Here is a 13,499-nt window from a genome sequence, read left to right as displayed (position 1 = left end):
GTGCTTTGATTTTACTAAGGTGAACAATAAAGAAACCAGGAATGACTAAAACAAATAAGCCACTGAGTTCGGAGCAATTGACTCCGACAGTCTCTTTGCAGCATATACGTTCATGTATGCAAAACCCCTATCCAGAGTCTTTACCTTTTATCGGCCAGCAACGCGCGCAGAGTGCGCTTGACTTTGCGCTTGGTATGGAGCTACCCGGTTACAATGTTTTTGTCATGGGTGAAGCGGCCACAGGGCGCTTTACCATGGTCAAAGACAAGCTAGAAGCGCACAGTAAAACTCGCCCGACGCCCAAAGAGTGGCTTTATGTCAATAACTACGACGATCACCGTGAGCCCATAACAATGTTTATGCAGCCTGGCGAAAGTCGGCAGCTCGCAGATGATATTGATGCGTTTTTAGATGAAGTGGTTGATACGTTCCCAGCTGCGTTTGATAACCCAGGTTATCAGCGTAAGAAAAAGTCAATCGATAGAGATTTTGATAATAAATATAATGCAGCACTCACAGCCGTTGAACAGTTAGCTATACAAAAAAGCGTTGTAATGCTTGAAGAAAATGGGGCTGTGAGCTTTGTTCCTGTGGTGAATGGCAAGCAGCTTGATGACAATGAATTTGCCGCTTTGAGTGAACAGGCACAGACACAGTTCTACGATGCGATTGATGAGTTAGAAGATGGGTTAATTGAGGCATTAATTGAACTTCCAAGGTGGAAAAGAGAATCCTCTGAAAAGCTGAGGAAATTAAAAAAAACCACCATAGAGTTGGCAACCAAGCCATTACTCAAAGCACTTGAACATAAATATGCTAGCCACATAGGTGTTATTCGGTATTTAAAAGATTTGCGTATTGAAATAGTTGAAGCTGTCTTAGACTGGTTGGATGATGATTCAACGGGTACGGATGAGCAAAAAGATGATTTTGATGCCAAAGGCATGCTCACAGACTTTTTTGCGCCGAATATTTTGATCGAATATAAAGAAGGGGCGCCAGCGCCAGTGGTTTATGAGCCGAATCCGACGTTCGGTAATATTTTTGGCAAAATAGAGTATGAAAGCGCTCAGGGGTCCTTAATCACAAGTTATCGCTCCATTCAAGCAGGGGCTTTGCATCGGGCTAATGGTGGTTACTTAATTATGGATGCGGAGAAAGTGTTGTCATCGCCACAAGTGTGGGATGGGTTGAAGCTCTCATTGAAAACGCATCAGATAAAAAATGACTTGCCATTTCAAGATAGTTCCGTGGGCAGTAGCTTCACCCTGAAGCCTCAGTTGATTCCGATGGATGTGAAAATCATTTTGCTCGGCTCCAGAGATCTTTATTACACCATAAGTGAGTATGATGAAGAGTTTGGGGAGCTGTTTAGAGTACTGGCTGATTTTGATTATTACTTACCGTCAAGCGATCGATTGCAATATCAGTTTGTCAGTAAAGTACAAGAATATTGCGAGCAAACTCTGAATTGTAACTTATCTGCAGAAGCCTTGATCCGATTGCTCAAGTTTAGTTACCGTCAAGCAGAGCATAGAAGCAAATTATCTGCTCGCTTTGCGGATGTGTTAGAGCTCGTAGCGGAAGCCAGTTATTATGCAAAGCAGGATAACGCAGATACCATAGATGAGCATCATATCAATGAAGCGCTCGTTGGAAAGCAATATCGTACGGGGCAGCTGAGTGAAAATATGCTGAGCGATATTGAAGAGGGCCACACCTTGATTGCTACACAGGGCGAAGCGGTTGGCAAGGTCAATGGTTTGACCGTACTCCATATTGGCGATACAGCTTTTGGTACCCCTGCGAGGATCACGGCGACAGTGTATGCGGGCTCTGATGGCGTCATTGATGTTGAGCGAGAAGCCGAGTTAGGTAAATCAATTCACTCTAAAGGTGTTATGTTGCTTACTGGTTATTTAGGGAATAAGTACGCGCAGCGATTCAGCTTAACTTTAAGTGCAAATATTGCGATTGAACAAAGTTATGGCTACATCGATGGTGATAGTGCGTCTTTGGCGGAATTATGTGGTTTGATTTCTGCGATCACGCAACTTCCAATTGATCAATCTTTGGCTTTAACGGGATCTATTAATCAGCATGGTGAAGTACAAGCTGTTGGTGGCGTGAACGAAAAAGTAGAAGGCTTTTTTAAGCTCTGTAAAATGAGAGGCTTAACCGGAAGTCAGGGGGTAATAGTACCTCATTCTAATTTGATTAATTTGGTTTTAGAGGATGAAGTTGTAGAAGCCATAGAGCGCAAAAAGTTTCATTTGTTTGCAGTTAAAAGTGTTGATGAGGCGCTCGAGATTCTGATGGGGGAGGAAGCAGGACAATTAATTGACGGCCTCTACCCTCAAGGTACAATCAATCAGTTGGCGTTAGAAAGGCTTGAGCAAATAGCACAAGTTGTAAATGGTGATGACAAAGAGTCACCTGAAGACAGTGAATAGGAGTAGTTATGTCTGTAACAAGTATTGTAGTTACTGTTTTAGTGCTTGGGTTGGCATGGTTTATTTATAGTGGAAACCAAAAACAAAAACAAATTGCAGAAATTAACCGACTAGATGCGCAAGCTTTTTTAGAAGAAAATACTGAAAAAGCAGGTGTCATTACCACTGAAAGTGGTTTGCAATATGAAGTGATCGAAAAAGGGGAAGGGGATGTTTCCCCCACAATGAACGATAGTGTACGTGTGCATTATCATGGCACATTGCTAAATGGCACTGTGTTCGACAGCTCAGTTGAGCGGGGGAAATCGATAACCTTCACGCCCAAGCAGGTCATTGAAGGCTGGAAAGAAGCGCTCCAGCTTATGGTTGTGGGTGATAAATTTAGGCTCTACATACATCCAGATTTGGGGTATGGAAATAAATCTGCCGGTAAAATTGGCGCTGGATCGTTACTTATTTTTGACGTAGAACTGATCGCTCTAAATTAAGTTTAAGATAGAGAATGTTCCAGGTTTGTTAATTTATACTTGCAATTTCCTTCGTTTGTTATTTTAATGGGAACAGGTATCGTCATGGCAAGGAGGTGGTACTTGACATATCTGTTTTTGATTTTAGCCAATTTTGCAGGGGTTTTGATTTGCAGGAAGGTGAGCAGCCACAAATTAAGTATAATAGAGGGTTACTTTTCTTCAGCTTATCCTAGCTTTTATCAGCGACTGTCGCTTGATAAATTTGGCATTGGTAGTAAATACTCGTTTGTTTATAATTTAGCTGAGTTTTCATCGGCTGGTGAATTACAAAACTTAAACGATTCAAAATTAAAAGAACATGTCTTTGAGTTGTATTTAGCCGACATAGGTGTGATTTTTTTCTCTGTTGGCTCGGCACTGTTTTTATCAGTTATGGTTTTAGGTAAATAATAAAACCCACTTTGGTAGCCAAAGTGGGTTTTTCTTAGCTCCAGCCATCATACCTTTTTCGTCTGGATAGAAACAAAGTCAAAATCACGCCTAATATTAAGCCCGATAACGCAATTCCCCCACCATACGAAAGCAGTTTATGTTGTTCTTGCTCTACTTTATTTTGATTTGATTCGATTTGCTGTTGTAATTGTGTGTTGAGATCTTTTATGGTGTTTTGTAACTCAATATTTTGAGTTTCCAATAATGCATAGTCATTTTGTAAGCTAGGCACTGACTCTTTTAAGCCATCAAGTTGTTGCTGAGCGCTTGCTAAAGAAGCATTTAAGTCTATCACTTGCTGTCGAAGTCCAGCTTCAGCAGTCACAAATTTTGATTCAACCCAACCACTTCTGTTTTTATTGTCAATAATCCTGACGAAATTGTTTTCCTGTTCATTGGTTATCTGAATAGAGGCACCCGCCTCAACAGAGCCAAGAATACGGTAATTTTTTCCAGGGCCGGAGTGTAAAAACAGGTAGAGGTTATCAACGATAAAGCCGTTGGGTGTTATCTGTTGTGCCGCTTGTTCAGTGTTGCTTGTACTATCGTCATCTTGCGCACTGAGCGTAAGGGGCGATAAAACAAGCAGAAGTGGCAATGCGAGGTACTTTATCATTCGCGAGCCCTTATTTTTTAAGGTTTATATGAATTTATGAAAATAGTATGGCTTTAAAAAGCGCTTGGCAAGCGCTGAAAGCCTAATCGTCATTTTTTATTTCAAATCAAGCAGTAAAATGAATTCGATCTGAACATGGTTCATTTGGATCTTGCGAAATAATGCCTTCACTGGGGTTGTAAGTAAATGGAGTGGTAATATTTGGGGTACTTGACAAGATACGGTGATTTATCTTCATTTCTCCATTGTTTATGGTAAAAAGATTGCAAAAATAGGTGTCATTGTATATTTTGATCCTTCTCATATTATATAGGTAACCTACCCCCTGATGGACACTGAAATAGAACTGAAGTTTTTGGTTTCAGATAATGAAGTTCCGCTTATCCCAGCATTGATCACACAATTTGCGAAGCGGGTGAATAACAAACCGGCTAAAAATTTAGAAAATGCATATTATGATACGCCGAGTAGAGAGTTAAGGGCTTTAGATATTGGGCTTCGCACACGTTGCCAAAACGACGACTGCGAGCAGACAATAAAGCTCTCTGGTGAAGTGTTAGGGGGTCTTCATCAACGCCCAGAATATAACTTACCATTAAAAACAAGAAAACCGGATATCTTTGCTTTCGATTCTAATATTTGGCCCATGGGCATGCAACTTGAGTCAATTGCTGAAAACTTATTTCCAATATTTAGCACGAACTTTATTAGAAGAACTTGGCTGATAGAGACTGAATCAGGCAGTTTAATTGAGGTGGTATTAGATAAAGGTGAAGTATCCGCAAGTGGAAAGTCTGAGGCGATTTCTGAGCTGGAGATAGAGCTTGTTGAAGGAGATCGTGTTGATTTATTTTTATTGGCAGAGCAACTCGTTGCACAGATTGGGGTAAGGCTAGGTTACTACTCTAAAGCTGCTAGAGGATATCGTTTAGCTGATGATAAACCGTTGAAAGCTGATAAAGAAATTGGATTTGTACCATTATCTAGTGATATGAACCAAGAGCAGGCGTTTATAAAAACAATTAACTATGCAATTGCGTTAGTACAAAAACATGAGCAATGTTATGTCAATGAGCCAAGCTTAAAAACGCTTAAACGCATCATTGATGGTGTGCGTTTAATTAAGCATGCTTTTTGGTTATTTGAAGAGTTTGTCGAAAGGGAAACCACGGATAGCCTACGCAAAGAACTGAAGTGGTTGTTAGGTGAGCTTGATTGGGTAGAGAGCGCCATATATTTAAAGACTTACACATCTAAACGCCATGCCTACTATAAACGCATTCACGGTGCACCGGAGCTGTCTCAGGTGATTGATGACCTGAAAAGCGTACAGCCTACCAAAACGGACTTAGAAGATCTCTTCCACTGCCCACGATATAACAAGCTGTTATTGTCCTTAACTCGCTGGTTAATTGAAAAAAGTTGGCGACAGCAGTGGGATCAAAATGCAATAAAATCAGCGCAGAGCAATGTGCGTTCGATGGCTAAAAAAACGTTTGATTTAGAGTGGAAAAAGCTCAAATCTATGTTTCTTAACAAAAGTTCAATGTCGCTTGAGCAATATGTGCAAACACGTTCAAGTATTGAAGAGATGTTACTCAGCGGCAGTTGTTTAGGTTCGCTATTTGATGAAGAGCTCAGGTTAAGTTTTAGAGCGCCTTGGATGGATATTCTCGCAGGTATTTATGAGCTGGAGACATTGCATTACTTACAGCAGCTTTGTGAAGGGCAAGAAGCTCAACCATTGTCTGATATTTTGGTTTGGTTGCAGCAAAAATCGGATTTTTTAATTAGTGCAATGGATCAGAGCCGAGACGCGTCAATTAGTTGTGAGCCTTATTGGTAAAGTTTGGGTAAAAACTGCTACATTCAGGGTGTTAAAAGCGCCCTGAATCTGATTCTTTAATCTAAAAATACGAGTCATTAAAAAATAAATATTGTACAAAGCACTTTTCTTTCTTCAGTTACTATTTTGTTGCCAAGTTCAACAATCAATTACTCGAACTATTTCACTTAATCTGATCCAAATTGATGACTATTAGAGATTACTAAATAGTCGCGACAGGTCAAAATTCATCTACTACACTAAAATCAAAGCCACCACATAGGTGACCTATGATAGATATTGATGACAAAGTTTTAGCAGATTTAAGATCCGGCTTTAGTTTACCTGCTAAGCCAGAGATCTTACAAAGCCTCCAAGATGAATTAAATAGAGATGAACCTGAATTAAATCGAGTAGCTGGCATTATTACAGAAGATGTCGCTACGTCTGCTGCTGTATTAAAAGTTATCAACTCTCCTGCATATGGCATGTCTAGAACTGTGACAGACATTAAGCAGGCTGTGATGTTTTTGGGGATGAATTGTATTACTCAAGTGGTGACTGGGCATTTGCTAAAAAGTGCGTTTGCGCAAGATGACTGTTGTATTTCCTTGCAGCGTTTTTGGGATAGTGCGTCTGATATTTCACAAGTTGCCATGCTCATTGGAAAAAAAGTGAATTCGGCAATGCCAATTGAAGATTTGCAATTACTCGGTTTGTTCCATGATGCCGGGATCCCAGCAATGGCGATGCGCTTTGAAGATTATAATGATGTGCTTATGCGTGCTGCACAACGTCCAGAGCACTCGCTGATAGAGTATGAAGCGCAACAGTACCCAACAAATCACACTGTTGTAGGATATTATTTAGCAAGCTCTTGGCATTTGCCAAAAAGAGTATGTCAAATTATTTTGCGACATCATGACTCGTCATTTTTTCAAGAGAGTGATTCTAGCGTCGAAAAACAAATCATGGCGACTTTGAAGCTGGCGGAGAATTTTTGTTTTGAAATAAAGCACTTTAGGAGTTGTGCTGATTGGCATGCATTTAAAGATGACGTGATGCTTGCTTTAGATTTAAGCGATGATGACTATACAGATATAAAAGAAGATGTCGAAGAATACTTGATAGGATAAAAAAGGCGCCAGCGGCGCCTTTACAATAATAAGTAATGACTTATTAAAGACCAGCAGCTGCTTTAAGTGCTTCTGCTTTGTCTGTTTTTTCCCAAGGGAACTCTTCACGGCCGAAGTGACCATATGCAGCCGTTGGCTGGTAAATTGGACGTTCTAGGTCAAGCATAGTGATAAGGCCGTATGGACGAAGGTCGAAGTGTTCACGAACTAGTTCGATCAGACGCGCTTCATCTACTTTACCTGTGCCAAATGTATCAATGCTGATAGATGTTGGCTCTGCAACACCAATTGCATAAGAAACTTGGATCTCACACTTATCAGCTAAGCCTGCTGCCACGATGTTTTTAGCAACATAACGACCTGCATAAGCTGCTGAACGGTCAACCTTAGAAGGATCTTTACCTGAGAAAGCACCACCGCCGTGTCTAGCCATGCCACCGTATGTATCAACGATGATTTTACGACCAGTTAAACCACAGTCGCCCATAGGACCACCGATCACGAAACGGCCAGTTGGGTTGATAAAGAATTTAGTCGCGTCAGTGATCAACTCTTTTGGTAGAGTTGGTTTGATGATAGTTTCCATTACCGCTTCTACTAGGTCATCTTGAGACACTGAGTCACAGTGCTGAGTAGATAGTACTACTGCATCGATACCCACAGGTTGGCCATTTTCATAGGCAAAAGTAACCTGTGATTTTGCGTCTGGTCGTAACCAAGGTAACGTGCCGTCTTTACGTACTTCAGCTTGACGTTGAACTAGACGGTGAGAATATGTAATTGGTGCAGGCATTAAAACATCAGTTTCATTACATGCATAACCAAACATCAAACCCTGGTCGCCAGCACCTTGGTCTTCAGGGCGAGAGCGGTCTACACCTTGGTTAATATCAGGAGACTGCTTACCAATTGTGTTTAAGATTGCACAAGAATCAGCGTCAAAGCCCATATCTGAATGCGTATAACCAATTTCGCGAACTGTTTTACGAGTTAGCTCTTCGATGTCTACCCAAGCGCTTGTGGTTACTTCACCACCAACCATGACCATACCTGTTTTTACATAGGTTTCACACGCAACACGTGCTTTTGGGTCTTGCTCAAGAATTGCATCTAATACTGCATCTGAAATTTGATCCGCAATTTTATCCGGATGGCCTTCAGAAACTGACTCTGAAGTAAATAAGTGTTTCGCCATTATTTTATACTCACAAAAAGTGCGCTTCGCGAACATGCGTAAAACAGCGCTTGAAAATCTAGGGAGTTATTCTAACTAAAACAGGGTTGTATGCATAGTTTTTTTACGCCTAGACGTCTATTTTTAGATAGTTGCATTTTGTGCATTAAAAACAATGTGAATTTATAACTTTTATTGTGATTTTAATTGCAGTGGTTATTTTATTAAGTAAGAATGGGCCTTTAAAACCACCGTGCAAACACTTAAAGGTAGGAGAATCCATGCCATCTCGCAAAGAACTTGCAAACGCAATTCGCGTTCTATCCATGGACGCTGTACAAAAGGCTAAATCAGGCCACCCAGGGGCACCCATGGGCATGGCAGACATCGCAGAGGTACTTTGGCGCGATTATTTGAAGCACAACCCGAATAATCCTGAGTGGGTAGATAGAGACAGATTTGTATTATCAAATGGTCACGGCTCAATGTTAATTTATTCTTTATTACACTTGAGCGGTTATGAGTTATCGATTGATGATTTAAAAAATTTCCGTCAGATGCACTCTAAAACACCTGGCCACCCTGAATATGGGTATGCACCAGGTATCGAAACTACAACGGGTCCTCTAGGACAAGGCATTACAAATGCTGTTGGTATGGCAATTGCCGAAAAGGCACTTGCGGCACAATTTAACCGTGATGAATACGATATTGTAAACCACTTTACTTATGCATTTTTAGGTGATGGCTGTCTGATGGAAGGCATCTCTCACGAAGCGTGCTCACTGGCGGGCACTCTAGGGCTAGGTAAGTTAATCGCATTTTGGGATGACAATGGCATTTCAATTGACGGTGAAGTTGAAGGGTGGTTCAGTGATGATACACCTAAGCGCTTTGAGTCTTATGGTTGGCATGTTATTCCAGCTGTGGATGGTCATGATAGCGAAGCTATTAAAGAAGCGATTGAAGCTGCGCGAGCTGAAACAGGCAAGCCAACGTTGATTTGTTGTAAAACGGTTATTGGTTACGGCTCACCTAACAAATCAGGTAGCCATGACTGTCACGGTGCGCCATTAGGTGATGATGAAATTAAAGCAGCGCGTGAGTTTTTAGGTTGGAAGCATGATGCTTTCGAGATCCCTGAAGATGTTTACGCTAAATGGAATGGTGCGGCACACGGCCAACAAATTCAAAGCGAATGGTTGGTTAAATTTACAGAGTACCAGATGCATTATCCAGAGCTTGCTGCTGAGTTTGAGCGTCGTACCAAAGGTGAATTACCTGCTAATTGGACTGAGCAAACCGAAGCTTATATTGCTGAGTTACAGGCAACCCCTGCTAACCCTGCAACACGTAAGGCGTCGCAAAATGCACTAAATGCATTTGGTCCAATTTTACCAGAGTTTATGGGTGGTTCAGCAGACCTTGCAGGCTCTAACCTAACAATTTGGGAAGGCTCTAAAGGTCTAACTGCGGATGACGCATCAGGCAACTATATTTTCTACGGTGTGCGTGAGTTTGGTATGTCTGCAATCATGAATGGTATTGCCCTACATAAAGGCTTTATTCCTTACGGTGCTACATTCCTAATGTTCATGGAATATGCACGTAATGCCGTGCGTATGGCTGCATTAATGAAGCAACCAAGTATCTTTGTTTATACGCATGATTCAATTGGTCTAGGTGAAGATGGACCGACACACCAACCTGTAGAGCAACTTGCTAATATGCGTTTGACACCTAACTTAGTTAGCTGGCGTCCATGTGATCAGGTTGAGTCAGCAGTATCATGGCAGCAAGCGATTGAGCGTAAAGACGGTCCTACATCTTTAGTATTTACGCGTCAAGGTCTTGCACAGCAAGCTCGTACTGAAGAACAAGTTGCTGCAATTAAGTGCGGTGGCTATGTGTTAAGTTGTGATACAAACCCTGAGGTTATTCTTATCGCAACCGGCTCAGAAGTTCAATTGGCTGTAGAAGCAGCAGAGCAATTACGTCAAGAAGGTAAAAAAGTACGTGTTGTTTCAATGCCTTCAACAGATGTATTTGATGCGCAATCTCCAGAGTATAAAGAATCAGTATTACCTGCATCGATAACTCGTCGAGTTGCAATTGAAGCGGGCATTGAAGATTTCTGGTACAAGTATGTGGGTTTAAACGGTGCTATTGTTGGTATGAGCACCTTTGGTGAATCGGCACCTGCTGGTGAGCTATTCAAGCACTTTGGCTTTACTGTTGAAAACGTAGTCGCCAAAGCAAACGCTTTGTTTTAATCGCGTTTAAGAAATTAAAAAACCGCCCAACAGGGCGGTTTTTTTGTGCATAAGTTTTACTTTGTATTTTTAAACGATAAGCCCAAATGACAAAAATGGACTTATCGCATAATTAAGTCAGTCTATTTACACTCTAAACTGTGATACAGATTGACGTAACTCTTCAGCAAGCTTAGCGACTTCCGAGCTAGAAGTTGAGGTTTGATTTGCCCCTTCAGCTGTTTGCTCAGCAATCGTTACGATTGACTCAAGGCGTTCGCTTATCTCTTGAGATACTTGCTGCTGTTCGTTTGCTGCAGTTGCAATTTCCTCACTCACATCGTGTGCTCTTGAGACAGCATCAGTGATAGAGTTCAGCGCTTCGTTGGCGATATCGCTCTGAGCCACACATGATTCTGCTTGCTGTTGTCCTTTTGACATTGCGGTAACCGCTTCTTCAGCCCCAGCTTGCAATGATTCAATCATTGATTGGATCTCTTGGGTTGATTCTTGTGTTTTACTTGCCAAAGAGCGTACCTCGTCTGCAACTACTGCAAAGCCACGGCCTTGCTCACCTGCACGAGCAGCCTCAATTGCAGCATTGAGCGCGAGTAAGTTAGTTTGTTCAGCAATTCCGCGAATAACATCCAAGATCCCGCCAATAGCAGAGCTATCATGGTGGAGTTTATTGATAACGGTAGAAACCTCTTCTACTTCATGTGCCAGCTGCTCAATCGTTCTCTTGTTGTCATGTGAGATGCCCTTAACGCGCTCAGCTTCTTGATCTGCGTTTTTAATTTCATCAAGTGCCTGATGAGCACTGTTACTCACACCGTGTGCCGTACTGCTCATTTCTGTTGTTGCTGTCGCGGCTTGTTCAACTTGAGATTGTTGGCTCTTTATTGCGTGGCTAGACTCTGAAGTAATTGCTGAAGTTTGCTCTGACGCCGCTGCCAACTGTGTTGAGCGCGAAACGATGCCTGTGATCAATTCTTTTAAACTGGCTATTAGCGTATTACAGCTTTGTGCTAGTTCTCCGAATTCATCTTTTGCAGAGGCATCAAGCGAGTGTGTCATATCACCTCTGGCAACGATATCTAGTACGCGGTTTACTTCTGCAAGTGGTTTAGTGATTCGGCTAACAGTGAAATAAGCAATACCAATCGCCAGTAAAGTTGCGGCAATCATACCCGTCCAGGTCGCAATATTGGCCGATGACACATCCTCAGTCACTTCGCTTTGGATTTCAAACGCTAACTGTTTTGATTGCGCAACAAGCTCACCGAGTTGTTCAAGTGCTTTTTTAGTTGCCTGTTCTGCGCTATTAAGCTCATTTTGTGTATTGATACGCGCTGTGATTAAGCGTTGGCGATTGTTTGCAATACTGTCACTACCCTGAAGTTGCTCTTTGAGCGCTTCATAGTATGAGTCAAGGTCATTGAGCAAGTCTTCATCCAGTTGCGCAACGGTCGAGCGCATTAGTTCAATATTACGATCAATATCCTCAAATACGTAGCTTTGCTCTTTTTTGACGATATCTAAGGTGCTTGACTCATTGATAGTGAGTATATCAGCACTGCTGGTAGCCAATGAACTAAAAGAGTTTTCTAATTTATTGGCGGCTTGATATGCGCGTGAGTTTAGCGACTCAAAGCTATCCAAGTCTAAGATATCAACCACAACCGTAGCGGCATCGTCAGCGGCAATTTCTGCTTCCTCTAATTGCGCTATAAGTTGTTTATTTAAACTCATTTCAAGTGATTTGTCGGCAAATAGGGAAGTAACCGATTTAGAGAACGTACCGAAACTTTTAGCGACATCCTGGCTGCTGCCGGACAATGTTGGTTCGTCTTGGACAATCTGGTTCAGAGCAGAATAACTTTGCTCAAAGGTTTTTTGACGTGCATTAAAAGCAGATTTTAAACTACCCAACTCGTCACTGGATTGCGTGTAAAAACTAGCTTGGGCGATTTTACTCATTTGAGTAAATTCAATTTGTAAAGCTGCGCTCCTATCTAGCGCGGGAAGAGAAAGATTGTTGACCAGCTGAGTTGAACTATCGATATTTGCGATCCTGAGCAGCGAGTTCACTCCGATGGACAATAAAAGTAGGGTAATTATTATAAAGCCACCCCAAATACGTTGGCTAACGGTTAAATTCATACAAACATACCATCAAGTTAAAGCAGTACAACCACTTATCGGATTTATTGCGCATTAGTTAAGTATTTTATAGCAGATGTGAATATAAAATTCAGTAAAAACGGATAGGTTTTAATTAATTGCTGGTAATTTGTTCGTTTGTAGACAAATTAAGCAAAGTCATTGGGCCACCCCAGACGCATCCTGTGTCTAAAGCAATGACTTGATCTAGGGAGGTTTTCCCTTCTAATGCTGCCCAGTGGCCAAAAATGAAACGAGTTTGGCTTGTTTTAAAGCGTGGATGTGTAAACCAAGGCTGTAATTGCTCACTGTCTTTAAGCGTGCCCTTATTATCAAAATCGAGCAGCCAATTTGGCGTTAAAAAACGCATTCGTGTGAACACATTGACTATGGTATTAAATTTAATTTGCGGATCGTCGTCTGGTAAATCAATATTTGAGTTTTTACCGTACATATTTGCTAAAAATCGCGCAGAGTTAGCGCCTTGATAACAAGATTGTCCCCATTTTGACAACTTGATGGCTTGCTCAATATTCCAATGAGGATGTATTCCTGCATGTGAAATAAAACAATCGAACTCTGGTAAATATGTACATAAAGGTTGTGACTGCAAAAAAGCTAAATACGTGGTCAGTGACGTACTTGATATTAATGCGTCTAGTTTATCTTTGGGGTTGGCTTGTTTGGCATTAAGCACTGTCGACATCAAGTGTAGGTCATGATTACCCAAAGTCACGGTGACTGAGTTTTGTAATGAATATACGTATTGCATACAGGCTAGGGAGTCAGGTCCACGTGCAACCAGATCCCCAACCAAATACAAGTGATCTTGACTTGGGTTAAAGTCGACAAGCGCTAAAAGCTGTTTAAATTGCGTATAGCACCCTTGTAAATCACCAATTACGTAGCTCGCCATTA

At 41.5% G+C, this 13,499-nt stretch carries 10 protein-coding genes; 6 read left to right on the top strand and 4 right to left on the bottom strand.

Features of this window, described 5'->3' with window-relative positions; translation table 11 throughout:
* Positions 1-41: 41 nt before the first annotated feature.
* From AC2CZC_RS00415 to AC2CZC_RS00405, 3 genes are all read left to right on the top strand, one after another.
* On the top strand, positions 42-2,453 hold the full coding sequence (locus AC2CZC_RS00415; RefSeq protein ID WP_484583423.1) for a Lon protease family protein: 2,412 nt from the start codon (positions 42-44) through the stop codon (positions 2,451-2,453).
* Between the two features lie 8 nt (positions 2,454-2,461).
* Positions 2,462-2,941 carry a BamJ family beta-barrel-assembly machinery protein gene (gene bamJ, locus AC2CZC_RS00410; protein ID WP_484583422.1) on the top strand — a complete coding sequence of 160 codons (480 nt, stop codon included), beginning with the start codon at positions 2,462-2,464 and terminating at the stop codon, positions 2,939-2,941.
* A 66-nt stretch (positions 2,942-3,007) separates the two neighbouring features.
* Positions 3,008-3,373, top strand: a complete 366-nt coding sequence (locus tag AC2CZC_RS00405) for a hypothetical protein (protein ID WP_484583421.1) — start codon at positions 3,008-3,010, stop codon at positions 3,371-3,373.
* A 34-nt stretch (positions 3,374-3,407) separates the two neighbouring features.
* On the opposite strand, the gene AC2CZC_RS00400 is transcribed toward AC2CZC_RS00405, so the two are convergent.
* The gene (locus tag AC2CZC_RS00400; protein ID WP_484583420.1) at positions 3,408-4,031 is read right to left on the bottom strand and encodes a TIGR04211 family SH3 domain-containing protein; all 624 of its coding nucleotides are present in this window, start codon (positions 4,029-4,031) and stop codon (positions 3,408-3,410) included.
* A 328-nt stretch (positions 4,032-4,359) separates the two neighbouring features.
* Between AC2CZC_RS00400 and AC2CZC_RS00395 the strand changes: the two genes are divergently transcribed.
* On the top strand, positions 4,360-5,877 hold the full coding sequence (locus AC2CZC_RS00395) for a CYTH and CHAD domain-containing protein (protein WP_484583419.1): 1,518 nt from the start codon (positions 4,360-4,362) through the stop codon (positions 5,875-5,877).
* A 269-nt stretch (positions 5,878-6,146) separates the two neighbouring features.
* On the top strand, positions 6,147-6,992 hold the full coding sequence (locus AC2CZC_RS00390; protein ID WP_484583418.1) for an HDOD domain-containing protein: 846 nt from the start codon (positions 6,147-6,149) through the stop codon (positions 6,990-6,992).
* Between the two features lie 43 nt (positions 6,993-7,035).
* Here the strand turns inward: AC2CZC_RS00390 and metK are convergent, their stop codons facing one another.
* The gene (gene metK / locus AC2CZC_RS00385; protein WP_484583417.1) at positions 7,036-8,187 is read right to left on the bottom strand and encodes a methionine adenosyltransferase; all 1,152 of its coding nucleotides are present in this window, start codon (positions 8,185-8,187) and stop codon (positions 7,036-7,038) included.
* Positions 8,188-8,447: 260 nt separating this feature from the next.
* Between metK and tkt the strand changes: the two genes are divergently transcribed.
* A complete protein-coding gene (gene tkt / locus AC2CZC_RS00380; protein ID WP_484583416.1) occupies positions 8,448-10,439 on the top strand; it encodes a transketolase in 1,992 nt (663 codons plus the stop codon).
* Between the two features lie 126 nt (positions 10,440-10,565).
* On the opposite strand, the gene AC2CZC_RS00375 is transcribed toward tkt, so the two are convergent.
* On the bottom strand, positions 10,566-12,581 hold the full coding sequence (locus AC2CZC_RS00375) for a methyl-accepting chemotaxis protein (RefSeq protein WP_484583415.1): 2,016 nt from the start codon (positions 12,579-12,581) through the stop codon (positions 10,566-10,568).
* Positions 12,582-12,696: 115 nt separating this feature from the next.
* A complete protein-coding gene (locus tag AC2CZC_RS00370; RefSeq protein WP_484583414.1) occupies positions 12,697-13,497 on the bottom strand; it encodes a symmetrical bis(5'-nucleosyl)-tetraphosphatase in 801 nt (266 codons plus the stop codon).
* Between the last annotated feature and the right edge of the window lie 2 nt (positions 13,498-13,499).

It is taken from the genome of Pseudoalteromonas sp. MMG033, from assembly GCF_057197785.1.
This window is presented reverse-complemented; position numbering and strand designations above follow the sequence as displayed.

Excerpts from the sequence above, each read along its gene's own strand:
- AC2CZC_RS00390 (WP_484583418.1), top strand. The coding sequence starts at position 6,147 with ATGATAGATATTGATGACAAAGTTTTAGCAGATTTAAGATCCGGCTTT.
- AC2CZC_RS00370 (WP_484583414.1), bottom strand. The coding sequence starts at position 13,497 with ATGGCGAGCTACGTAATTGGTGATTTACAAGGGTGCTATACGCAATTT.
- AC2CZC_RS00415 (WP_484583423.1), top strand. The coding sequence starts at position 42 with ATGACTAAAACAAATAAGCCACTGAGTTCGGAGCAATTGACTCCGACA.
- AC2CZC_RS00405 (WP_484583421.1), top strand. The coding sequence starts at position 3,008 with ATGGGAACAGGTATCGTCATGGCAAGGAGGTGGTACTTGACATATCTG.
- AC2CZC_RS00395 (WP_484583419.1), top strand. The coding sequence starts at position 4,360 with ATGGACACTGAAATAGAACTGAAGTTTTTGGTTTCAGATAATGAAGTT.
- tkt (WP_484583416.1), top strand. The coding sequence starts at position 8,448 with ATGCCATCTCGCAAAGAACTTGCAAACGCAATTCGCGTTCTATCCATG.
- AC2CZC_RS00400 (WP_484583420.1), bottom strand. The coding sequence starts at position 4,031 with ATGATAAAGTACCTCGCATTGCCACTTCTGCTTGTTTTATCGCCCCTT.
- bamJ (WP_484583422.1), top strand. The coding sequence starts at position 2,462 with ATGTCTGTAACAAGTATTGTAGTTACTGTTTTAGTGCTTGGGTTGGCA.
- AC2CZC_RS00375 (WP_484583415.1), bottom strand. The coding sequence starts at position 12,581 with ATGAATTTAACCGTTAGCCAACGTATTTGGGGTGGCTTTATAATAATT.
- metK (WP_484583417.1), bottom strand. The coding sequence starts at position 8,187 with ATGGCGAAACACTTATTTACTTCAGAGTCAGTTTCTGAAGGCCATCCG.